Origin of the sequence: Pseudomonas sp. Irchel 3A5, from assembly GCF_900187575.1 — a bacterium.
GTDB classification, from domain to species: Bacteria; Pseudomonadota; Gammaproteobacteria; order Pseudomonadales; family Pseudomonadaceae; genus Aquipseudomonas; species Aquipseudomonas folii.
This window is the reverse complement of record NZ_FYDU01000007.1, coordinates 339,613-362,113: the sequence shown is the minus strand read 5'-3', so window position 1 is coordinate 362,113 and position 22,501 is coordinate 339,613. Positions and strand designations below refer to the sequence as shown.

17 protein-coding genes and 1 pseudogene are annotated in these 22,501 nt (G+C 57.9%); 10 read left to right on the top strand and 8 right to left on the bottom strand.

Features of this window, described 5'->3' with window-relative positions:
* Positions 1-74: 74 nt before the first annotated feature.
* Both CKW31_RS14365 and CKW31_RS14360 read left to right on the top strand, forming a co-directional pair.
* Entirely contained in the window at positions 75-1,853 is a 1,779-nt protein-coding gene (locus tag CKW31_RS14365) for a methyl-accepting chemotaxis protein (protein WP_371856744.1), read from the top strand.
* 75 nt (positions 1,854-1,928) lie between these two features.
* Positions 1,929-3,161, top strand: coding sequence for an HD-GYP domain-containing protein (locus CKW31_RS14360; protein ID WP_095096002.1), 1,233 nt, complete (start codon positions 1,929-1,931; stop codon positions 3,159-3,161).
* 174 nt (positions 3,162-3,335) lie between these two features.
* Here the strand turns inward: CKW31_RS14360 and CKW31_RS14355 are convergent, their stop codons facing one another.
* The 3 genes from CKW31_RS14355 to CKW31_RS14345 form a co-directional block, all read right to left on the bottom strand.
* On the bottom strand, positions 3,336-3,770 hold the full coding sequence (locus CKW31_RS14355) for a nuclear transport factor 2 family protein (protein ID WP_049826922.1): 435 nt from the start codon (positions 3,768-3,770) through the stop codon (positions 3,336-3,338).
* Between the two features lie 298 nt (positions 3,771-4,068).
* Positions 4,069-5,721 carry a malate dehydrogenase (quinone) gene (mqo, locus tag CKW31_RS14350; RefSeq protein ID WP_095095999.1) on the bottom strand — a complete coding sequence of 551 codons (1,653 nt, stop codon included), beginning with the start codon at positions 5,719-5,721 and terminating at the stop codon, positions 4,069-4,071.
* A gap of 424 nt (positions 5,722-6,145) precedes the next feature.
* Positions 6,146-6,850, bottom strand: coding sequence for a GNAT family N-acetyltransferase (locus CKW31_RS14345; protein ID WP_095095995.1), 705 nt, complete (start codon positions 6,848-6,850; stop codon positions 6,146-6,148).
* Positions 6,851-7,245: 395 nt separating this feature from the next.
* Between CKW31_RS14345 and yghX the strand changes: the two genes are divergently transcribed.
* From yghX to CKW31_RS14325, 4 genes are all read left to right on the top strand, one after another.
* Positions 7,246-8,133 carry a YghX family hydrolase gene (gene yghX / locus CKW31_RS14340; RefSeq protein ID WP_095095991.1) on the top strand — a complete coding sequence of 296 codons (888 nt, stop codon included), beginning with the start codon at positions 7,246-7,248 and terminating at the stop codon, positions 8,131-8,133.
* Positions 8,134-8,430: 297 nt separating this feature from the next.
* A complete protein-coding gene (gene epsC / locus CKW31_RS14335; protein ID WP_095095988.1) occupies positions 8,431-9,207 on the top strand; it encodes a serine O-acetyltransferase EpsC in 777 nt (258 codons plus the stop codon).
* 2 nt (positions 9,208-9,209) lie between these two features.
* Positions 9,210-10,100 (top strand): VOC family protein, encoded by an 891-nt coding sequence (locus CKW31_RS14330; protein WP_095095984.1) that lies wholly within the window; start codon positions 9,210-9,212, stop codon positions 10,098-10,100.
* Between the two features lie 392 nt (positions 10,101-10,492).
* Positions 10,493-11,155 (top strand): polysaccharide lyase family 7 protein, encoded by a 663-nt coding sequence (locus tag CKW31_RS14325; protein ID WP_095095981.1) that lies wholly within the window; start codon positions 10,493-10,495, stop codon positions 11,153-11,155.
* A gap of 75 nt (positions 11,156-11,230) precedes the next feature.
* Here the strand turns inward: CKW31_RS14325 and CKW31_RS14320 are convergent, their stop codons facing one another.
* From CKW31_RS14320 to CKW31_RS14310, 3 genes and pseudogenes are all read right to left on the bottom strand, one after another.
* The gene (locus tag CKW31_RS14320) at positions 11,231-11,818 is read right to left on the bottom strand and encodes a flavin reductase family protein (RefSeq protein WP_095095978.1); all 588 of its coding nucleotides are present in this window, start codon (positions 11,816-11,818) and stop codon (positions 11,231-11,233) included.
* Positions 11,819-11,838: 20 nt separating this feature from the next.
* A pseudogene (locus CKW31_RS14315) lies at positions 11,839-13,008 on the bottom strand (pyridoxal phosphate-dependent aminotransferase); the annotation flags it as partial.
* 215 nt (positions 13,009-13,223) lie between these two features.
* Positions 13,224-13,622, bottom strand: coding sequence for a nuclear transport factor 2 family protein (locus CKW31_RS14310; RefSeq protein ID WP_095095972.1), 399 nt, complete (start codon positions 13,620-13,622; stop codon positions 13,224-13,226).
* Between the two features lie 185 nt (positions 13,623-13,807).
* Between CKW31_RS14310 and CKW31_RS14305 the strand changes: the two genes are divergently transcribed.
* Genes CKW31_RS14305 through CKW31_RS14290 form a run of 4 tightly spaced genes read left to right on the top strand, consistent with a single transcriptional unit; the run spans position 13,808 to position 19,613 of the window.
* The gene (locus CKW31_RS14305; RefSeq protein ID WP_095095968.1) at positions 13,808-14,995 is read left to right on the top strand and encodes an ABC transporter substrate-binding protein; all 1,188 of its coding nucleotides are present in this window, start codon (positions 13,808-13,810) and stop codon (positions 14,993-14,995) included.
* 9 nt (positions 14,996-15,004) lie between these two features.
* On the top strand, positions 15,005-15,874 hold the full coding sequence (locus CKW31_RS14300; RefSeq protein WP_095095965.1) for a branched-chain amino acid ABC transporter permease: 870 nt from the start codon (positions 15,005-15,007) through the stop codon (positions 15,872-15,874).
* Positions 15,871-18,381, top strand: coding sequence for an ATP-binding cassette domain-containing protein (locus CKW31_RS14295; protein ID WP_095095962.1), 2,511 nt, complete (start codon positions 15,871-15,873; stop codon positions 18,379-18,381). Before CKW31_RS14300 ends, CKW31_RS14295 begins: the two co-directional genes overlap by 4 nt.
* Positions 18,378-19,613, top strand: a complete 1,236-nt coding sequence (locus CKW31_RS14290) for an amidohydrolase family protein (RefSeq protein WP_095095959.1) — start codon at positions 18,378-18,380, stop codon at positions 19,611-19,613. Before CKW31_RS14295 ends, CKW31_RS14290 begins: the two co-directional genes overlap by 4 nt.
* A 271-nt stretch (positions 19,614-19,884) precedes the next feature.
* Here the strand turns inward: CKW31_RS14290 and CKW31_RS14285 are convergent, their stop codons facing one another.
* The gene (locus CKW31_RS14285) at positions 19,885-20,577 is read right to left on the bottom strand and encodes a GntR family transcriptional regulator (protein WP_027900974.1); all 693 of its coding nucleotides are present in this window, start codon (positions 20,575-20,577) and stop codon (positions 19,885-19,887) included.
* 123 nt (positions 20,578-20,700) lie between these two features.
* Complete coding sequence (locus CKW31_RS14280; protein ID WP_095095956.1) at positions 20,701-22,272, bottom strand: gamma-glutamyltransferase family protein; 1,572 nt, start codon at positions 22,270-22,272, stop codon at positions 20,701-20,703.
* Between the last annotated feature and the right edge of the window lie 229 nt (positions 22,273-22,501).

Genomic DNA, 22,501 nt, shown 5'->3' with positions numbered 1-22,501 from the left:
ATGGATCCAATCAATATTTAATGGCGTCAAATAAGCGCCTGTTTACGCTCTTAAAGTTTCAGTTTTAAACGCCGATGAACTTGAATAACCAGACCTGTGTAAAACGACAAAACTTTTCTACACGGGTGATGGTTTTTTCACATATTGGCGACTACAGTGATATCAAGTCGCCAGCAGCTAGATCGGTTGAATCTCAGCTATCGCAGCGTGGCGATTCGAGGTATCTCGGTATGAAAACAAGAAATATAAAACTGACCACCAGAGCCCTGCTCAGCTTCGGCATCATTTGTCTTCTATTGATTGGTCTTGGCGTCGCCTCGCTATTCAAGATGGATGACATTCACGACTCAGCCTCCGACCTGCAGACAAACTGGCTGCCCAGCGTCAGACAGGCGGGCCGCATCGAGACTGCGATGCTCCTGTATCGTCTGGACGCCAGGCGATTTGTCATGGATGACGCACGTTTGGGCGAAGCGTCGATCAAAAAAATCAATCAACTTAAAGCCAACTTGAGCAAAGCCACGCAAGATTACGCACCTATGATCGGCGACGCCGCCGAGCGAGAACTGTTCAATAAGGTCTCGGCGAATGTCAGTGCCTATCAAGGCAAGATCGACGAACTGATGGAGTTAAGTAAAACCCGCACTTATCAGGAAATGGCGATATTCATCCAGGATACTTCCAAGCCCCAGGCGGTGGCGCTGCAAAGCGCTATTGAAGAGCTGATAGGCATTAACGAAAAAGGCGCGCAGCAATCCGGCTCGCTCGCAGATGAAAGTTTTACCAGCGGCCGTTATATCTCAATGATATTCATTGTTATCGCCGTCATTGTTACGGTGCTCGTGGCCGTGACCTTTACTCGAAGTATTACCCAGCCAATTCAAACCCTGCTGATCACTACCCGGAAAATTGCCGACGGCGATCTACGCACCACGGTTGAAATCAGCGGCGCAGATGAAATGACCGAGCTGCAGACCGCTACTGCAACCATGCTGGCGAATCTTAAAGAGACGATCCAGCATATCTCCGACTCATCGGGACAACTCGCCTCGGCGGCTGAGGAAATGAGTTCGATCACCAAAGAATCCAACGTTGGCATTCAGCGCCAAAGCATGGAAACCGAGCAAGCCGCCACGGCCGTCAACCAGATGACTGCCGCGGTCGAAGAAGTCGCCCGCAATGCGGTGGCTGCATCTCAATCAACCCAGGCATCTGAGCGCTCGGCACAGACCGGACAGGAGCGCGTCAGCCAGACCATCGCCTCGCTGGAAAAACTCAGCACTACGGTCGAGCGTACAGGCATTGAAGTCGAAGGTCTGGCCAACCAGGCACAACATATCGCCAAAGTGCTGGATGTGATTGGCTCCATTGCCGAACAAACCAACCTGCTGGCCTTGAACGCCGCTATCGAGGCCGCCCGAGCAGGCGAGCAAGGCCGTGGGTTTGCCGTGGTGGCGGATGAAGTCCGCGCACTGGCCCACAGAACGCAAACGTCCACCCGGGAAATCGAGCAGATGATTCAGGGCATTCAGAAAGACTCGACCCTGGCAGTACAGTCAATGAAACAAAGCACACTTGAAGCCGGGTCGACATTGCAGATCGCCCATGAGGCCGGTGTCGCAATCAAAGAAATCACAGCGGCAATTTCCCACATCAACGAAAGAAACATGCTGATTGCCACAGCCTCAGAACAACAGGCGCAAGTCGCCCGCTCGGTTGATCAGAACCTGGTGAGCATTCGCGACCTGTCCTCACAAAGCTCATCTGCGGCCAGTCAGACCTCACTGGCCAGCAACGAGCTGTCGCAACTGGCCGTAGGCCTCAATCGTCTGGTCGCGAGGTTTTCGGTGTAGCAACTGCGAGAAAGCGCGATCAGTGCCGAAGGCCTGATTGCGAACTTCAGCCATAACAAAAAGAGAGTCACTATCGTGCTGAAACATATCTCTGTGGCCGAGCTACGCCTCGGCATGTACGTACACGAATTCTGCGGCTCAGGGATAGAGCAGTCATTCTGGAAAAACGGATTCATGCTCTCCAACGAGCATGATCTGCAACGCATCCTCGACGCAAAAGTCGCGGAGCTCTGGATTGATGACAGTCGTGGTGTCAGCCCTGTACCCGCCGCGCCTGTTCAATCAGATCCCGCACTGCCGATCAGCCTGCAAAACATCGCTAATAAACCTATTCCACACCGGGTCGCGCTGAATCAGGAAATTTCCCGATCGCTCAAGCTGTGTGCTCATTCCAGAACAGCGGTCGAGAAGATGTTCAGCGATTTGCGCATGGGCAAGATCATTGAAACTGAGCAGGTCAGCGAACTGGTCGAGGAAATCTCCGACTCGCTTTCCCGGCACCCCGATGCCTTGATCAGCCTCGCACGTCTCAAGACCTGTGATGAATACACTTACATGCATTCGGTCGCAGTCTGCGCACTGATGATCGCCCTCGCCCGCCAGCTTGGACTTCCGCCTGCTTTGGTTCACGAAGCAGGTATCGCTGGTCTCATGCATGACGTCGGTAAAGTCGTGATCCCGCTGACCATCCTCAACAAACCTGACGCGCTCAGCGATGAGGAGTTCGAGACCATGCGCAGCCACTCGCAGTGCGGGACCAATATGTTGAGGCAAAGCCAGCACTTCAGCCCTCGGGTCCTGGATGTTTGTCTGCATCATCATGAAAAAATCGACGGCACTGGCTATCCCCACAGGCTGGCCGGTAGTCAGATCAGCCTGTTCGCACGAATGGGCGCCGTGTGTGATGTCTATGACGCGGTAACTTCGGATCGCCCCTATAAAGAAGCCTGGGGTCCGGCTGATGCCATCCATCGCATGGCCCAGTGGCAGGGGCATTTTGACGAAAAGGTCTTTCAGGCCTTCGTCAAATGCGTGGGCATCTACCCGGTCGGCGCATTGGTCCGCCTGCAAAGCGGACGTATTGGAGTGGTCACCGAACAGCATGAAAAATCGCTGCTCACGCCCAAGGTTCGGGTGTTCTTCTGCGCCAACAGCAATCAGCACATCGCGCACACCACTCTCAATCTCGCTGCACTGGTGGGCCAGGATCGCATCGTGGGTCGCGAATCAGCGAAGGAATGGGGATTCAGTAATCTGGATGAGCTGTGGTTAGAGTCGAGCGTGGGGGGTAAGTCGAATTGTGGCTAGCCCGCAAACTTTGTAGGAGCTGCCGGAGGCTGCGAAACCAATAGGCCCTGTTGGAGCGAGGCTTGCCCGCGAAGCGTTCGATGAGGTCTGTCAGGCAGATCGCGTCATCGTTCTTCGCGGGCAAGCCTCGCTCCAACGGACAGTGCAGTCATGAGAGCGGTGCTTACCCTCACATCAGAACTTGAACGCCTGACGCCCGATCAGCAGCCACTTGCCGTCCTGCTTCTGCCAGATCTGGAAGTTTTCGATTTCAGTCGGGACAACCTTGCCGCTGTTCACAGCCTCTGCGGAAAAGTGGTTGCGAACCAGAGCGGTATCACCCGACAGAGTGATCTGCTGCTTCTGCATCTCAAGCCTGTTGAACGCGCTTTTGCCCGTTTCGATATCCGCGATAAAGGCTTTCTTGTCCTGAATGTTGCCGCTGGAATGCCCGTAAGTGAGGTTGTCAGCAGTCAGTGCCTGCAGTTGAGCAATATCCTTGTGCCACATGGCCTGAGTCAGTTTGTCGACAGCCTTCTCAACGTCAGCTTGATCCGAGGCATGAGCCGTAGCCGTGTAACCGCCGAACAGGCAGAGAAACGCAACGAGCAGCTTGAAACGCTTGTTCATGTTTATTCCTTGTTATTGTTTATTGGTAATGGAGGAAATCGCGCAAAAGACCGAGTTGTCTTATACGACGTCTTACAACATAGCTTATTTATCAAATCAGGCAAACGAGATTTTCAAGCCGAAGGTATTAACCCTTAATCCCATAATTAATTGTGGGTTTAGCACTCGCTTATAAATTTCAACTGGCCTGAAACGTAGAAACCCGGCACTGCAATTAAGCAGGGCCGGGTTTCTTGTCGGGGGTTCAAGTGGTCGCTGCCGACCACATGAAAACCCACGCGTCTGACGATAAGGCGTGTTACAGAGCCATATCCGAAGCTGGATTGCTTGGCTGTGGCTTCGCAGGCTTGGCCGGTGCAGCGCTGGCAGCAGGATAAGCTGCCGGGTCAATTACCGGTGGCTTGGTCAGCTGCAGGACTTCAGCGGTGTAATCCCACGACTGCTGAACGCGCTCAGGCGAACCGTTGAGCTTGGTGCCGTAGCTCGGAACGATCTGGCGCATCTTGGCTTGCCACTCTGGAGTAGCAACCTTGTCCTTGAAGGCTTTTTCAAGCACGTCGATCATGATCGGAGGTGCAGTCGAGGCACCTGGGGACGCGCCCAGCAGGCCAGCGATAGAGCGATCCTGAGAGAAAACAACCTCAGTACCCAGCTTCAACACACCACCTTTCTCGGCATCACGCTTGATGATCTGCACGCGCTGACCGGCTTGCCACAAACGCCAGTCTTCTTTCTTGGCGTGCGGGAAGTACTCTTTCAGAGCATTGAAGCGGTCGTCATCCGACATCATCAATTGGCCTGCCAGGTACTCGATCAACGGATACTGCTCAACGCCAACCTTGGTCATCGGCCACACGTTATGGGTCGTGGTGGTCGACAGCAGGTCAAGATACGAACCTTCCTTCAGGAACTTGGTGGAGAAGGTTGCAAACGGACCAAACAGGATCATGCGCTTGCCGTCCAGGACACGGGTGTCCAGGTGCGGTACGGACATGGGTGGCGCGCCAGTCGACGCGATACCGTAGGCCTTGGCCATGTGCTGCATTGCCAGATCCTGGTTTTCAGTTACCAGGAACGAACCGCCGACCGGGAAGCCGCCGTATTCGCGAGCCTCAGGGATGTCAGCGATTTGCAGCAGTTTCAATGCACCACCGCCAGCGCCAACAAACACGAACTTCGCGTCAGTGCCGTGAGTAGTACCGTCTTTCAGGTTTTTGTACTCGACGTGCCAGCTGCCGTCCTTGTTGCGCGTGATCTCGTTGACTTCGCTCGACAACTTCAGGTCGAAGTTAGGCTTGGTCTGCAGGTTGGCAACGTATTGGCGAGTGACTTCGCCCCAGTTCGCATCGGTACCCAGTGGCGTCCAGGTAGCAGCGATTTTCTGGTTTGGATCACGCCCTTCCATCATCAGTGGAACCCACTGCTTGATCTGAGCCTGATCTTCGCTGTACTGCATGCCGGCGAACAACGGGCTGGTTTTCAGCGCTTCGTAGCGGGCCTTCAGGAACTTGACGTTATCGTCGCCCCACATGAAGCTCATGTGTGGAGTCGAGTTGATGAACGAATGCGGGTTTTTCAGGACGCCATTCTTGACCTGCCACGCCATGAATTGACGGGTGACCTGGAACGCCTCGTTGATCTCGATAGCCTTGGCGATCTCGATCTTGCCGTCTTTGCCGTACGGGGTGTAGTTGGACTCGGCCAAGGCAGAGTGACCGGTACCGGCGTTGTTCCAGCCGTTTGAGCTTTCTTCGGCAACTTTGTCGAGGCGCTCGACCATTTCCATGGTCCAGCTCGGCTCAAGCTCGTTGAGCCATGTGCCCAGGGTAGCGCTCATGATGCCGCCACCGATCAGCAACACATCGACTTTCTTGGTTTCTTCTGCATGCAAAGGCGTCAGTCCCATCGACAGCGCCAGGCCCAGGAGGGCTGTGTTCACTTTTTTTAACATACTGTGATTTTTCCAGGATAGAACGTCATCCCGCCGTCAATCTACGCATCTGATGACCGGTTCCACGCATGCTTGCAGGCATATCGTGAACTGCGGCGATCGGCAGGACCGACGGCGGGACATTCAAGGCTGATGCACTGCTATCAACCTCACTCTCTTGTCTCTCCTGAGCTGACTTCTTGTTTGCCATTGTTTTCAGCTGCTGAGTGACATTGAATCTCTTGGTACATCGTCAGAACAAACTGCTCCGACAACCTCGTTACAACCAGCACCCAGGTCTTTCACGGAACAACATCTGCTACTTGCCTAACAAAAGGTCATGCGTTGTAAAGCACATATGTACACGTGTATCGGGAACCGCAAACGGTAATTGTAATCGGATACAGGTTGCGGAGCGAACTTTTACCGACATTCGCTTGTTCGCTTAGTCGATAGTCTCGTTCGACGCGGGCCTCTGGCGCGCATCAACCAGTGCTTTGGCTTGCCGGGTTAATTGATCCAGATGCCGATCACGCTGCTTCTCGGCCTCTATCATCGGCCGTTTTCCGTGCTGCTGAAGTAAATAGGCGTGAATTTGCCGAATCTCCAGCGAATTGTAGATCGGCGCGACATCCAGTACGGCGACCAGACCGTCAGTGCCGTGATCCCGGGTATTCATCAATACCTGCGGACCGCGAGCGGCCAGCACCTGAAACCCCATCGCTTCGAAACGCGGCACCGCCGCAGCGCGGCAGGCCAGCTCTGCATGGGGGTAGCGCTCGGTCATCTGCGCCAGCATCGCGCGCGCCACGCCTTTGCGACGTTTGCTGGCCTGTACAGCCATAAATGCTACCGCGCAGGCGTCGGGATCATCCTTGACCGGCAGATAGAGCAAGAAGCCGATCACCGTCTCCGGCTCTTCAGCATCCAGCGCCACAATCAACTCAACAGGAATCCCTTTTGATCCGTCCATGGCGTCGATGTAGAGGTGAACCTCATAGCCGACGCCATATTGGTAAAGGCTGTAGAGCGGATTGCTGGGCGCAATGTTGACCATGCTGATATCGGTGATGTAGTCGACCACCATCTGCATGATCTGGCTTTTGATCGACTCCGGAGGCGGGTTTTCGAAACGGGTGACGGTGAACATCGAGGTGGTGACTCCAGACTTAAGGCGTCCCCGGACCGGCAGCGTCGGCCCGAAGTAGCGCCATCATACCCGCTCTTGGCAGCAGAACAGAGCGCGCAACGCCGCACTGCTCAGCAGGAGCGGCCCTGATCTCTAATGGCACCGCGCTTTCGCGCAGCAAACAGAGCACCTGTGGGACCGGCTTTAGCCGGGAAGACGTCATTCCAGGCGACGATGATCTGACTGATGTACTGGCCTCTTCCCGAATAAATTCGGTCCCACAGGATTTGCGTCAATTCAGAAAGTCACCTGTTGTTTGATAGGAGCGTTGTCCCAGGGACAGTTCACCAATGCCCATTTGCCTCACCGGCAAAGACTGCTTTAATCAGCCAACTCACCGATGAAGGAGCGAACAGATGGAACGTCTCACCGCGAAAGATTTTTCCCCTGAACTGCTTGAGCTGTACGACTACTACGCCCACGGCAAGATCAACAGACGCGAATTTCTTGACCGCGCAGCCGCTTTCACTGTGTTCGGCCTGACCGCCAGTGCTGTTCTTGCTTCGCTGAGCCCCAACTACGCAATGGCCCAGCAGGTGGAGTTCACCGATCCGGACATCATCGCAGAGTACGTCAACTATCCCTCCCCCAAAGGCCACGGGCAGGTGCGCGGTTATCTGGTGCGTCCGGCGAAAGCGACCGGCAAATTACCCGCTGTGGTCGTGGCCCACGAGAATCGCGGGCTTAACCCTTATATCGAAGACGTTGCCCGCCGCGTAGCAAAAGCCGGTTTCATCGCCCTCGCCCCCGACGGCCTGACTTCGGTCGGCGGCTATCCCGGCAACGACGACAAAGGCCGCGAACTGCAGCAGACCGTGGACCCGGAAAAGCTCATGAACGACTTCTTCGCCGCCATCGAGTGGATGATGAAACACGACGCAACCACCGGTAAAGTCGGCATTACCGGCTTCTGTTACGGTGGTGGTGTTGCCAACGCTGCAGCGGTTGCCTACCCCGAACTGGCCGCCGCCGTGCCGTTTTACGGACGTCAGGCCAAAGCCGAGGATGTGCCAAGAATCAAGGCACCGCTGTTGATCCACTACGGCGAACTGGACACGCGCATCAACGAAGGCGCTGCCGCTTATGAGCAGGCACTGAAAGCCGCAGGCAAAACCTATCAGGCGTATGTCTATCCCGGCGCCAACCACGGCTTTCATAACGACTCCACGCCACGCTATGACGAAGCGGCGGCCAAGCTCGCATGGGACAGGACGCTGGAGTGGTTTAACAAGTATCTGGTTTGATCCTGACCTGAATCCCAACACTCCAAACCGCTGGACCTGGAATTCATTCTGCAGGACCGGCTTCAGCCGGGAGAGCGTCTAGACAATCGCCTGATTTGCTTCGGTAGAAATACCGCTCTCGCGGCTAAAGCCGCTCCTACAGGCCGAACGGTTTAGAGCAAGCTTGCGGGCAGTTAGCAGCGCCGCAAGCGCCCGCCCTCCTGAGTTGCGAAAAAAGCAACAGAGCTGCAGCCCCGCAAGGATTGATAGCGCACCCATTGCCTGCCCATACTCGACCCATCCAAAAAGGAGAAGGTCATGGATTCCCTTTGGCAGCGTCTGCAAGATCAGGCTCATCAGCTTGCAAATCGCAACCCTGTTCTCAGCCATTACGTAGAGAACGGCATTCTGGCGCAGCCCTCCTTCGCCGCAGCCCTGGCAGCAAACCTCGCCCGGCAGCTCAAGGATCAGGCCGTCAACATTGATCTGACGAGCTGGTTCTCCGACGTCATTCAAGCCAACCCCGATATTGCTTCCCACGCAGCGGCAGACATCAATCACCTGGTCATCGTCAACCCGGCCTGTCCTGATCACCTGACTGCTTTCCTGACCTTCCGCGGCATCCTCGCTGTTCAGGCTTATCGCATTGGTCATGCCTTGTGGAACGAGGGCGATATCCAGAGCTCAGTGCTGTTGCAGAACTGGGCAGCCAATACCTGGAGCATTGATATCCACCCGGCAGCACGATTGGGCAAAGCGCTGTTTGTGGATCACGGGATTGGCCTGGTGATTGGCGAGACCGCCGTCGTAGAAGATGAAGTCAGCCTTTGGCACGGTGTGACACTGGGCAGCACCCTGGCTGAAGTCGGCGACCGTCATCCAAAAATCCGCCGCGGCGCGCTGATCTGCGCGGGTGCGACCGTGCTGGGCAATATTGAAGTGGGTCCCAGGGCCATCGTCGCGGCCAACGCGGTGGTGCTCAAACCGGTGCCAGCGGGTGCTGTCGTTGCGGGCACTCCGGCAAAAATTGTCGGTAGCGCACCGCAATCGCTGGCCACCCTGACCTCCAAAACTCTTACTCAACGGGAGCAATGACCATGGCCGCAGCCGCCCAATCCACTCAAGGTATTGACCACCCGCTGGTGACCGTACGCAACCATCCACAGGCACTAGAGCTGTATCGCAAGATGGGCTTTGAACCGTCGCCGGTGAGCTACCACCCGTGGGGCACTGTCACGACGCTGGTGATGTTCCCCAGCAACTTCATCGAAATCATCGCAGTGGATGACGCCGCAAAGTTTGGCACCAACTCCGTCAATGGCTTTTGCTTCGGACGTCAGCTGGGCACGTTTCTGGACCGCGGTGAAGAAGGCGTTTCACTGGTCGCCCTGCACAGCAAAGACGCCGACGCTGATTATCGGCGCCTTACCCATGCAGGGTTGGCCAGCCAGGGTCGTATCGATTTCCGGCGCAAAATGACCCTGCCCGATGGCAGCCCGGACGAAGCCGTCGTTTCGCTGGGCCTATTCATGGATGAAGAGCATCCGGACGTTTCCAACTTCATTTGCCATCAGCACCGCCCGGAGCTGATCTGGGTGCCTGAATGGCAAAACCATCCAAACGGTGCCGACGGCATTCTTGCGGTGACTTACCTGGCGGACCCAGCCCAGCTCGAAACCCGATGGAAAGCGTTGTACGGTGATGCAGTTCGCTACAACGGCGATGTGCTGGAGGCCGACACCGGCTGCGGGCTGCTACGCGCCATGTCCCTGACTGCAGCGCAAACCGAGTTTGCCGGGGTCAACTTGCCTCAGGCGGCCAGCCAACGACCCCACGCGATCGCACTGCGCATCAACACTAAAGATCTGGATGCGGCGCGAGCCATTATCCAAAGCAACAAAGTGCCGCATCTAGCGGGTTCACAGCGCCTGCTGATCGAGCCGCAAGCGGCGGGGAATGTGATTCTGGAGCTGGTGCAAACCCGTTGAGGGTCGGACTGTCAGGAGGGTCATGGTCCTGTGGGAGATTCCATGTTTGCCCGCAAGCCGACGTGGGACCGGCTTTAGCCGGGAAGGCGGTATTTCTGGCGATGAAGATGGACTGAATGTACTGGCCTCTTCCCGGCTAAAGCCGGTCCCACGTCATCAGGGAATCCTGTGGGAGCCGGGCTTGCCCGCGATGAGGGCGACTCGGTCCACCTGTAACACCGCTTTCCTAAATAAATTCGGTCCTGCGGATTGCCTGAGCCTGCAAAGCATTTTGCCGTCCGTCGCCTGCCCACTCGCCATCAGCCCGACGGCTATCAACCAAACGCCGGGCTTGCCGTTAAAGCACGCAGCGTCCCGGGACTGGTCGGGCGCATTGCCCGTGCGAGAGCCCCATGATCGACCTCAGTGTCTGGAACCTTACCCTGCCCATTGAAACACCGGCCCTCACCGTGACAACCGCACGTGTCAGCAGCCTCAACAGTCCATACTTCAAAGTCAGCAGCAACGGCATTGTGATGTGGGCACCGGTGACCGGCTCGCACTCCGGCACCAGCGACTACCCTCGCACGGAGTTGCGCGAAACCCTTTCCAACGGCAACGCCCTGAACTGGCTGTATAACAGCGGCACCAATACCATGGTCGGCGCACTAATGGTCAATCAGGTGCCGTCGACGGGCAAAATTGTAGTGGCGCAAATCCACGCCAAAAACGCCCCGACGCCCTTGCTGAAGATGGTCTATCGCTACACCGCCAAGGGCGGATTCGTGGATCTGGAATATCGCGTCAAGCCAGCCGACGAAAAAAGCCCGGTGATGTACAGCACCCCCATGCCCATGAACAAGGCCTTCACTTACTCGATTCAGATGGCGCCCACTGGCAAACTCACCGTGATGATCAATAACGTGGCGGCGCAGACCACTCTCAACTCTGCCTGGTATGGCTACGCCTTTTACTTCAAGGCCGGGGTGTACACCCTGGACAACGTCGGCTATCCCACTGAAGGCGGGAAAGTCACCTACACCAATCTTTCCACCAGCCACGTCGTGAAGAAGTAACAACCCGCAAGACGGCAGTCGCTGTAGACCGTTGTAAATCACGCCATTCGTTTTCAGGATGGCGTGAACCTCGCATCACTTCTCGTCGCCAGCCTCGACATCCAGCGCTTCACCAATCGCATAAAAATGCCCGCCCGCGATGTAGTGCAAACTGCGCCACGCCGGGTCGGCCGTTTCAAAGTTCCAGTGCCCGTCCTTGAACACTCGCGTATCCGCCCAGGCACCCATGACTTCGCCGATGAACAGGTCATAGGTCGACTGATTGTGAGCCTCGGGTATCAGGCGACACGCCAGCCACGCGGAACAGCCTGCCACGAAGGGCAAATCATGACCGGGTATGCGGAACAGCTCCACGCCTGAACGCTGCAGTTTGTCTGTTTCGTTGAACAGACTACGGGTACCCACCTCGTGGGTGAGTTGCAACTGAGCTGCAGTTGGCACCTGAATCACGAATAACCCGCTGTGCTCGACCAGCTCTCGGGTCTTGGCGATTTTATCGAGCACAACAGTGAGTTTGGCGGGCATGAAATCCAGCGCGCAGGCCCAGGCAGCGGCCATGACATTGTCGACCCCGTCGTGCCGGGCCGAGACCAGCACCGTCGGGCCATGGTTGAGCAAACGATAGGCTTTGGCCGGGTCCACCGGAGCAATAAATTCGTTCACAAAAATACCTCTCAAGACTTGGAGAGCGTGCCGACGAACGACTTGATTCGCACACACGCGCGCGCCAGTTGATCATCACTTACGGTAAATGAAAGCCGCACAAAACCCTGGGCAGGCTCACCAAAGGCGGCTGCATCGAGCACCGACACACCCGCCTCTCGAAACAGTCGCCAGGCGAAGTCCAGGGAGCTTAGTCCGGTGCCGCGCACATCCAGCAGGACGAACATCCCAGCATCCGGGCTGCGCACTTCGATACCCGGACAGTCGCTCAATCCGGCCACCACAAGATCGCGCCTGCGCTGATAGATATCGAGCATGCCTGACGTAACTTGATCATGAGCAAGCACCGCCGCCATCGCGCCCGCCATGACGAAGCCGGGCAACCCGTAAAGCATGCTCAACGACAGGTTTTCTGCGTGCCTGACCAACTGCGCATCGGCAATGATCCAGCCGACCCGCCAACCGGTCATGGCATGGGATTTGGACAAACTGCCGACGATCACGCAACGCTCGGCCATACCCGGCAAGCTGGCGAGGCTGACGTGCTCCCGTTCGTAGCAAAGGCTTTCGTAGACCTCATCGACGACCACCCACAGATCATGGGCGATGGCCAGTTCGGCAATCCCTTGCAGCTCCTCGGCTCTGAGCACTACGCCAGTCGGGTTGTTCGGGTTGGAGAGGAAAATGGCCCGGGTACGCGGGGTGATGGCGGCGCTGATACGGCTGATATCTGGACGAAAACCGGCATCGGCGTCACAACTTACGCGCACCAGCGTCGCACCGCTTGCCCTGAGCGTGGCCTCATAGGTCACGTACATCGGGTCCAACGCCAAAACCTCATCACCGGCTTGCAACAGACACAGGGCGCTCGCGAACAGAGCATTCTGCGCACCGGCCAGTGTGATCACATTGGCCGCCTCTACCGGCCGACCCAGGCGCGCGGCATAACGCTCGGCGATGGCTTCCCGTAACGCAGGCCTTCCGGGGATCTCGGTGTAATGGGTATCCCCTGCTCTCAGTGCGCCGACCGCCGCTTCGGTAATGAAATCCGGGGTAGCGAAATCAGGATCGCCAATGCTGAGGATAATGACATCTTCCCCTCGACAATGAGCCTGCCAGGCGGCGAAGTGAATGTCCCAGGCGGCTGCGCCCTGCCCGGCTATCCGTTCGACAAAAGGGGAAAAGCGCATACAACGGCCTCTCGAATACGAGTAAAAAAACGCCACCATAACGCGACGTTCTTTTAAAAGGCCAGTTTGAGGTCTAACCCACCATTAATGATTGGGGCAAAAAAAGATCCGTAGGAGCTGCCGAAGGCTGCGATCGCGGTGCATCAGGAAAAATGCGCTCGCAGCCTTCGGCAGCGCCTACATGAGGCGTTCATACCGCTGCCCTTTCCAGCCAATCAAGCCTTGGCAATCTCCGGCGCCAGCATCCACTCGGCGCTGTCATTCCAGACGTCCATGCGGGTGATCTTGCCGTCACGCACTTCAAAGCGGTCCAGATAACGATTGCCGGAAAAGCTGCTGCCATCCGGCCATTCGCCGTACAGCGTGCCGTTGGAATACACCACGGTGTGATCGCCGCGATCCATCCAGTCGAAATTGCCCAGCGCTTTTTTGACCCAGGTATAGCGCGAGCCGTTGAACGCAGTAATGTCCTGCGGGGTGGGCATGACGCGACCGCCTGTGAAGGTGATCTTAACGTCTTCACTCATGAAGGTTGCGGCCCGAACCGGATCCGGGGCCATAGACGCCTCTAGGAAATTGCTAACAATCTGCACATCTTTATTGGTTTCTGACATTCCTGAATCTCCTGACTCACGGGTTAAGTAAATTACCTGAACGCCTCTACATGGTGCGAGCCGCCTTAATTTGGCGCGTAAAGCTGGGCTAGACCGCTCGAAACAGACGTTCTATGGGCCACCACGACTGGCATCCTACTTGCTAGCAATAAATATGCAACTGCTAGCAATCAGGAGAACACACTATGGCTATCCGGCTTCCAAACCTGCAACGTCTGCTGTTTCCCGTGGCTGCGGCAGTCACGCTCAATATGGCTATGTTCGGTGGCGCGCAAGCCGCGGAGCCGCCGATCAAGGTGGGTCTGGTGGCGGCCCTTTCAGGTCAGTCAGCCAAATCCGGCGAAGCCCTGACCCGTGGCCTGACCATGGCTATCAATGAAGTCAACGCCAAGGGCGGCGTATTGGGTCGTCAACTGGAGCTGGTGCGTCGCGACGACGAAAGCAATCCGTCCAAAGGCATGCTGGCGGCCAGAGAGCTGGTCCAGCGGGAGAAAGTCACCGTACTGTTCGGTGGCCTCGATACGCCGGTATCTCTGGCAATTGTGCCGCTGGCCAATCAGATGAAAGTGCCGTTCATGGGCATCTGGGCAGCCGGTACGAAGATCACCGAAAACGGCGCTGCCGATAACTACGTATTCCGGGTTTCGGCAGTCGACGAGCTGGTAGACGAAGCCTTGGTGAAATACGGCGTCGATAAGGGCATGAAAAAGCCGGGCATGATCCTCATCAACAACCCATGGGGCGAGTCCAACGAAGCTGGCTTCAAGCGCGCCCTGGAAAAACGCGGCCTGGCTAACGCCGGTGTTGAACGTATTCAGGACAGCGACCTGGACGTGGTGCCGCAACTGACCCGCCTGAAAAACGCCGGGGCCGATACCTTGTTGATGGTGGGTAACGTCGGCCCTTCGGCGCAAGTGGTCAAATCACTGGATCGCATGGGCTGGGACGTGCCGGTGGTTTCCCACTGGGGTCCGGCCGGTGGTCGATTTGGTGAACTGGCTGGCCCTAATGCCTCCCGCGTGCACTTCATCCAGACCTATGTGTTCACCGAGAACAACAGCCCCAAGGGCGATGCACTGCTCACCGCATTGAAAGCCGCTTACCCGCAAATCAAAACCCTGGCTGACGTAACGCCTGCGGTGGGCATCGCCAATGCCTATGACGCGCTGCATCTGACTGCGCTGGCCATCGAGAAAGCCGGCAGCACAGACGGTAAGGCCGTGCGTGACGGTTTCTACGCCATCAGTGAATACGACGGCCTGATCAAGCACTACAAGCAGCCGTTCACTGTGCAGAAACACGATGCGCTGGGGCCGGACGACTATCTGTTCACGCACTTCGTCAATGACCAGATCGTACCGTTGAAGCCTTAAGGAGCCGCCATGTTTACCGCCGCCATCGTTACCGGCCTCGGCCTGGGCAGCATGTACGCGCTGCTGGCGTTAGGTTTTCACCTGACCTACGTCGTCTCGCGCACCGTCAATTTTGCCCAGGGCAGCGCCATGATGGTCGGCGCGGTGCTGGGTTACACATTCTGCATCACCTGGGGCTGGTCGTTGTGGCTGGCCCTGCCTCTTACGTTGATCCTCTGCGCGCTGTATGGCCTGGTGATCGAGCGGTGGCTGGTGCGGCCGTTCCACAGCCGCGGCTCACAGGCCTGGCTGATGGCGACGGTGGCGGGTGGCATTCTGGTGGACAACCTGGCGCTGTTCACTTTCGGCAAGGAGCCTCGTCAGTTCGAAAGCAGCCTGGTCAATCTCAATGTCGAGCTATTTGGCAGCAGCGTCGGTGCATTGCAGTTGCTGATTCCTCTGGCGGGGGCAGCCATTGCCCTCGCGCTGTATCTGGTGCGGCGCTACACCCGACTGGGCAAGGTCCTGGAGGCCTGCGTGCAAAATCCGCGCGCGGCAATGCTGATGGGGATCAACGTCAATCGGGTGGTGGCGATCGCATTCGCTGTTTCCACTGTATTCGCAGCAGTGGCAGGTTTGTTGATTGCGCCGCTGTTCAGCGTCAACGCCGAGATGGGCATGTTGTTTGGACTGAAAGCGTTCGCTGTGGCGATTCTGGGCGGCATCGGCAGCGCCGGTGGCGTGTTTGCGGCCGGACTGTTGTTCGGTCTGGCTGAAGCCTTGATCACCCTGTATTTCGGCTCCGCCTTCACCCAGATATTTACGTTCGCGCTGGTCATTCTTGCCTTGGCGATTCGTCCCGACGGCCTGTTCGGCAGCAAGGCTCTGGTGAAAGTATGAGAGATATTAAAAACTTCGCAGCTCCGGTATTCATCGCCTTGCTCGCGGTGGTGTGCGGCGTCATGGCCTTCACACTGGACAGCTATTCCCTGTTGGTCTTTACCCTTTGCGCCCTGGCGGCAGTGGTGGGTATCGGCCTGAATATCCTGATTGGCCTGAGCGGGCAAATCTCCTTCGGCCACATCGCGTTCTATGCCATTGGTGCGTACGTGTCGGCACTGCTGACCATGGCCGGTTGGCCGCTATGGCTGGCGTTGCCCCTGGCGGGCATCGTGGCAGGTTTGGTCGGCGCACTGCTGGCGATTCCGGCACTGCGGGTCAGCGGCCCTTATCTGGCGATGATCACCATTGCCTTTGCGTTCGTGGTGCATCACAGCCTGATCGAATGGCGTGACGTGACCGGTGGCTCCAATGGCTTGATGGGCATTCCGCTGCCTGAGTTTGCCGGTCTTGATCCCGCGATACTGCTCGCGCTGCTGGCTGGCACATTGATGATCGGCGCATTGCTGTTTTATCAGCGCCTGAGTCACAGCACCTGGGGCAAGGCCATGCTTGCCGTGAAAGCCTCTGAAATCGCCGCACGTTCGTTGGGGTTCAATCCGGTCCTGAGCAAAACCCTGGCCTTCGCCCTTTCAGCTGCCTTGACCGGGCTGGCAGGCGGTCTGCTTGCGCCCCTGCTGATGTTCATCAACCCTGAATCCTTTCCGTTTTCGCAGTCAATCCTGTTTGTCCTGGCGGTGATCGTCGGTGGCAGTGGCATGCTGTTTGGCCCGTTGATTGGTGCCTTGCTGATCGTGCTGGTGCCGGAACTACTGTCGGATTTCGCCGAATACCGTCTGCTGATTTTCTCGGTGCTTCTGTTGCTGGTGTTGTGGGTCGCGCCGAACGGCCTGCTGGGCGCCCTTGCCCGTCGCTGGATCAAACCGACCCGCCTGTTGCCGCCCACCATGATAAACACCCAGCGCATTGCCGCGCATTTGCAAAGCCGTGGCCCGTCCACCGGTTTGCGCGTGACCGATATCGGCATTCGCTTCGGCGGCGTGCAGGCGGCGCAACACGTCAGCCTGCATGCGCCTGCCGGAAGCATCACCAGCATCATCGGCCCCAATGGCGCGGGTAAAACCACGGTGCTGAACATGATCAGCGGGTTCTATGCACCGGACAGCGGCCAGATCGAACTGCAACAACCACTGGCCGGTTTGCCTGCCTGGAAAAGCGCCCGCGCCGGTATCGCCCGCACCTATCAAACCACCCTGCTGTTCGGCGAGATGTCGGTGCTGGATAACCTGTTGGTGGCCATGCAGAAAGGTCGTCTTGGTCTGCCTTTCAGCCTGTCGACCACTGAGCAACGCAGTCTCGCCTTGGACTTGCTGGCTCTGGTGGGCTATCGCGGTGAGGTAAACATTGCCGCCGAGGACTTACCCCACGTTGATCGGCGTCTGGTAGAGATCGCCCGGGCACTGGCGACCGCGCCTGCGGTGCTGTTGCTGGATGAACCCGCAGCAGGCCTGAGCCGTCGCGACACGGACGATCTCGCAGTGCTCCTGCGCAAGCTGGCGGACTTCGGCCTGACAGTGATTCTGGTCGAGCACGACATGTCGCTGGTGATGTCAGTGTCCGAACACTTGCTGGTGCTGGACGCGGGCAAGCCCATCGCGTCGGGGCCGCCTGCCGACATCCGTCAGAACCAGCAGGTGATCGCGGCGTATCTGGGCGGTACCGATTATCAGGCAACACCACGTGATCAGGCTTGGGACGGCAGTCGCGATGCGCTGCTGTACGTCAAGGATCTGGTCATCGACTACGGCGCTGCGGCAGTGGTCAATAAAGTCAATTTGCTGGTCAATCCCGGCGAGCTGGTGGCGATTCTGGGTGCCAACGGTGCGGGCAAATCCAGCATCCTGCAATGCCTGGCAGGCCTGCATCGGGCGACCGAGGGCAGCATTCTGCTGGACAACGAAAGCATCGAACAGGCCAGTGCCAGCAGCATCGCAGGCAAAGGTCTGGCCTTGGTGCCGGAAGGTCGTCAGGTATTCCCGTACCTGAGCGTGCGCGACAACCTGTTGCTGGGCGGCTATTCCCGACGCGAAGCATTTGACGCCGAGGCTGAAGTCGAGGCGATCCTGAAACGCTTCCCGCGTTTGCGCGACCGCATCGACAACCCGGCAGGCATGCTGTCCGGTGGTGAACAACAGATGGTCGCGGTCGGTCGCGGGCTGATGGCCAAACCGAAAATCCTGTTGCTGGACGAGCCGTCTCTGGGCCTGTCACCGGCCATGATCGGCGAGCTGTACGACGCACTGGCCGCTCTGCGCGATGAAGGCGTCACGATCCTGCTGGTGGACCAAATGGCCAACCTCGCGCTGCAGGTCGCCGACCGGGCTTATGTGCTGGAAACCGGCTGCATCATCAAATCCGCCAGCGCTGCCGAGTTGCGTCACGACAAGGAACTGGCGGCGGCTTATCTGGGTGAAAGCGCCGAAAGTGGCCAGGAGGTCAACGCTTGAACACTCTAAAAATCATCAATGCGCGGCTGGGCGATTCCAACGCCAATTCCGACACCGTGCTGTACGTGGAAAACGGCTATTACGTTGAGGCTTTCAGCCCTTCAGTCACTGAATGGGCAACCCTTGATCTACAAGGCCGGTTGTTGATGCCAGGCCTGATCGAAACCCACATCCATCTGGACAAAGCCTGCATCATGCAGCGCTGCCATTTACACGAAGGCACCCTTGCCGAGGCGGTGGCCCAGACCCGTGCTGCCAAAGCCGAGTTCACTGAAGAAGATGTGTATCGCCGCGGTGCGCTGGTGCTGGACAAAGCGATTCTGCAAGGCACCACTCACATGCGTACCCATGTGGAGCTTGATCCGCAAATCGGTCTGACCGGCTTTAATGCCATTCGCCGCTTGCAGGCTGACTACGCCTGGGCGATCAGCCTGGAAATCTGTGTCTTTCCTCAGGAAGGCCTGCTGAACAATCCCGGAACAGAAGGCTTGTTGTGCGAAGCGCTGGAGAATGGCGCGACGGTGCTGGGCGGTTGCCCTTACATGGACAGCGATCCCGACGGGCAGATCCAGCGCCTGTTCGAACTGGCGGTGAAATACGACTGCGATCTGGACCTGCACCTGGATTTCGATCTGAATCCGGAAGGCATGACGGTCATGGAAGTCGCGCGCTGCACGCAACTGCATGGCTGGGCCGGACGCGTGACCATCGGCCATGTGACCAAGCTGTCGACACTGCCCAAAGAGCAAATGACCGTGCTGGGCCTGCACCTGGCCAAGGTCGGCGTACAGGTGACCTGTCTGCCCTCTACCGATCTGTTTCTGATGGGCCGCGCGTCGTTTCATAACAAGCCCCGTGGACTCGCGCCGCTGGAGCATCTGCATGCCTGCGGTGTGACATGCTCGGTATCCACCAACAACATTGGCAACCCGTTTACGCCCTATGGTGACGCCTCGTTGATCCGCCAGGCCAACCTGTTCGCCAACGTCAGTCAGATGGGCACCGTGCCGCAATTGCTGCAATGCCTGGCATGGGTGTCCAGCGAATCAGCACGCATGCTGAGGTTGACTGATTACGGGCTGCTGCCCGGATGCCGAGCGGACTTCATTGTCTTCGACGCGCCCTCGCCCGCGGCGGTCATCGCCGAAATCAGCGCGCCGTTGATGGGCTTCAAGGGGGGGCGACAGACGTTTAGCCGCCCGGCTGGGGTGTTGCTGAAGCCGGATAATTAGGCATGCGGTACGCATAACCCTGTGGGAGCAGAGCTTGCTCGCGATAAGGCTGGACGAGGTTCACTTTAGATCGCGTCCAGTCTTATCGCGAGCAAGCTCTGCTCCCACAGGTTCTGCGCCATCCTGGATATTAGCGCAATGACGTGGGACCGGCTTTAGCCGGGAATAGGCCTGTACAGTCACTAAAAATGGGGCGTCAGAAATACCGCTTTCCCGGCTAAAACGGAACGCCGCCCGGCCGGTCCCACGTCAATATTTGAGACTGATCTTCTCAATCACTCAACGCCTGCCGCAAATTGAACTCCTCCGGCGCGCTTTCCTCCAGAGCAAGCTGCCCCTCCAGCTCGTCCAGGTGTTCAAGCATGACCGCCACGGCGCGCTCGTTATTGCCGTTTTCCAGCGCGGTGATGATTTCCTGATGTTCGTCCGATGCGCAGGACGGCACATCGTTACGCTGATACAGCGCCACAATCAGCGAGCTGCGCACCATCAGGTTGGCGAGGATGTCACTCAGTACGGTGTTGCCGCTGATCTCGCCGAGCATCAAGTGAAACTCGCTCAACTCCCGCACGATGGCACGGCGGTCCGTGTCGTTGGTGGCCTTGCGTTCATTGTTCATGTGCGTCGCAATCCGCTGACGCTGCTTGCGCATGATTGCCGGGGTGATGCCTTCGACAATCGCCCGCTCGATAGCGCGACGAGCGCTGAAAATATCCCGGGCTTCCTTGGCAGTAGGCTGGGCAACCATGGCGCCGCGGTTGGCCTCGATGGTCACCACCTTCTGCATCGCCAGACGCTGCAACGCGACCTGCACATGGTTGCGGTTGGCTTGCAGGGTTTCCACGATTTGCGCTTCGATCAGTCGCGTGCCCGGTGGCAGACGATGTTGGGCGATAGCCTTGAACAACGCATCGACGATACGTTGCACCTCAAGCTGTTTGGCAGTGACAGTGCTCAGGCCCATCCTTTCCTCTATTTTTCAAAACGCTTGGTGCCAGCGCAGCAGGGCTGCCAGTGACGGGCAATCGGCGGCATTATCCGCCAGCCGCCGGGCACCGGCAAACCCTGCGTGCAATGGCCCTGGCGATCAGTTTGGCTGACCCAGCGCGAGGCCTTCGCCACGCGGATCATGCATGGCGCTGCGACGCCCTGTTTCATCAATCGCGATGATCCCTGCATGGCCGGTCATGGGGCTGCGTGCCGGGATGATTTCCACTTCATGGCCCAGCGCGGCAAGCCCCTCGACGGTCGCAGCACTCATGTCACCTTCCAGTTTCAGGTTGTCGGTGCTGTCGAAGAAGCTGCGCCCCAGCAGGAAACGCGGCGTCTCCAGCGCCAGATCGATCGGCTGCTGATAGTCGACCAATTGCGTGGCCAAAACCATTTGCGTCTGCGGCTGACCGTCGCCGCCCTGGGTTCCGAAGAACCACCGACGACCGTCGTCGGCCAAGTAGCAGGACGGATTCAAGGTATGCGCCGGACGCTTGCCTGGTGCCCAGCCATTGACGTGGGTGGGATCGGCGTTGAAACCGGCAGCACGGTTCTGCCACAACACACCGGTATCTCCAAGGATGCAGCCCGAGCCAAAATCGTGAAACAGGCTCTGGATCAGACACGCGGTTCGCCCCTGAGCATCGGTTGCAGCCATCCAGATGGTATCGGCAGGTCGGCCTGGTTCATTCCAGGGTGCCGCACGCTGATCGTCGATGGCCTCGGCGTAAGCCTTGATTTGTGCGTCCTCCAGGCTGGCGGCGTAATCCCATGCTGTGCTCAACGGATCGCACAGCTGCGCATTACGCCGCAGCAACCCCTGCTTAATGGCCTCCACCAGATAGTGGTAATACTGCGCGCTGCCGTTATTCACTTGCGCCAATGGCTTGTGTTGCAGTGCGGCCATGGCTTGCAAGGTATAGAGCCCCTGGCTGGGCGGCGCCACGTTGTACAGCTGACCCTGACGATAGCGCACCGAAATCGGCGCGGCTTCAAGCGCACTCGTGGCAGCCAGATCCGCCGCCGTCAGGCCACAACCGAGCCGGTCGAACGCCGCACCGAATGCCTCGGCCAGCTCCCCTCGATAGAAGTCCTCGACGCCATGTCTCGCCAGATGACGCAGGGTATTGGCCAGCTCCGGCTGACGCAGTGTGTCGCCCTCACCCATCCAGCGGCCGTCGGTCTTGCACAGGCGATGCAGGTCCGGGAGCTGCTCGATGAGGGGTTGGCGCAAGGTCTGCCAGAACAATTGTGATTGTGAAATAAGCGTGCCTTGATCCGCCATCACGGCAGCGTCATCGAGCAAGTCGTTCCACCCCAGCTTCGAACCCCATTCATGGCGACTGATATTCGCTGCGGTCTGCCAGCTGGCCAACGCGCCTGCGGTGCTTGCCACCGAGGCCGGACCACGCACGGTGATCTTTGCGCCCTGAGGCATATGCTGACCGGCCCGACCGATCCCCACGATGGTGCGCACCTTGCTGTCGTGGATCATCCATAGCGCATCGCCGCCCAGCCCGGTCATGTGCGGAAATACCGCCGCGAGCATCGCGCTGGCAGCCAGCATTGCATCAATAGCCGTGCCCCCGGCATCGAGAATACGCATCCCGGCGGCGCTGGCTTCGGCATGAGGCGTACAAATCACGGCACGAGTTGAGGTAGCGATCATGATCAAAGGCTCTCTATTTTTTGCTAGCTATCAATAGTTTTATTGTTAGCAAAGCAAGAAATGTGCCTTGGGTATTGCTGCGATTTATGAGACTGATGGAGAACCTTGTCGGAGCGGTGCTTGCCCGCGATAAGGCTGGACGCGATCTAATGTGAACCGCGTCCAGCCTTATCGCGGGCAAGCACCGCTCCCACAGGGAAGCATTTCAAGTCAGGCTCATCAAAACCTC

Excerpts from the sequence above, each read along its gene's own strand:
- CKW31_RS14280 (WP_095095956.1), bottom strand. The coding sequence starts at position 22,272 with ATGATCGCTACCTCAACTCGTGCCGTGATTTGTACGCCTCATGCCGAA.
- CKW31_RS14345 (WP_095095995.1), bottom strand. The coding sequence starts at position 6,850 with ATGTTCACCGTCACCCGTTTCGAAAACCCGCCTCCGGAGTCGATCAAA.
- CKW31_RS14325 (WP_095095981.1), top strand. The coding sequence starts at position 10,493 with ATGATCGACCTCAGTGTCTGGAACCTTACCCTGCCCATTGAAACACCG.
- CKW31_RS14305 (WP_095095968.1), top strand. The coding sequence starts at position 13,808 with ATGGCTATCCGGCTTCCAAACCTGCAACGTCTGCTGTTTCCCGTGGCT.
- mqo (WP_095095999.1), bottom strand. The coding sequence starts at position 5,721 with ATGTTAAAAAAAGTGAACACAGCCCTCCTGGGCCTGGCGCTGTCGATG.
- epsC (WP_095095988.1), top strand. The coding sequence starts at position 8,431 with ATGGATTCCCTTTGGCAGCGTCTGCAAGATCAGGCTCATCAGCTTGCA.
- CKW31_RS14365 (WP_371856744.1), top strand. The coding sequence starts at position 75 with ATGAACTTGAATAACCAGACCTGTGTAAAACGACAAAACTTTTCTACA.
- CKW31_RS14330 (WP_095095984.1), top strand. The coding sequence starts at position 9,210 with ATGGCCGCAGCCGCCCAATCCACTCAAGGTATTGACCACCCGCTGGTG.
- CKW31_RS14310 (WP_095095972.1), bottom strand. The coding sequence starts at position 13,622 with ATGTCAGAAACCAATAAAGATGTGCAGATTGTTAGCAATTTCCTAGAG.
- CKW31_RS14300 (WP_095095965.1), top strand. The coding sequence starts at position 15,005 with ATGTTTACCGCCGCCATCGTTACCGGCCTCGGCCTGGGCAGCATGTAC.
- yghX (WP_095095991.1), top strand. The coding sequence starts at position 7,246 with ATGGAACGTCTCACCGCGAAAGATTTTTCCCCTGAACTGCTTGAGCTG.
- CKW31_RS14295 (WP_095095962.1), top strand. The coding sequence starts at position 15,871 with ATGAGAGATATTAAAAACTTCGCAGCTCCGGTATTCATCGCCTTGCTC.
- CKW31_RS14355 (WP_049826922.1), bottom strand. The coding sequence starts at position 3,770 with ATGAACAAGCGTTTCAAGCTGCTCGTTGCGTTTCTCTGCCTGTTCGGC.
- CKW31_RS14285 (WP_027900974.1), bottom strand. The coding sequence starts at position 20,577 with ATGGGCCTGAGCACTGTCACTGCCAAACAGCTTGAGGTGCAACGTATC.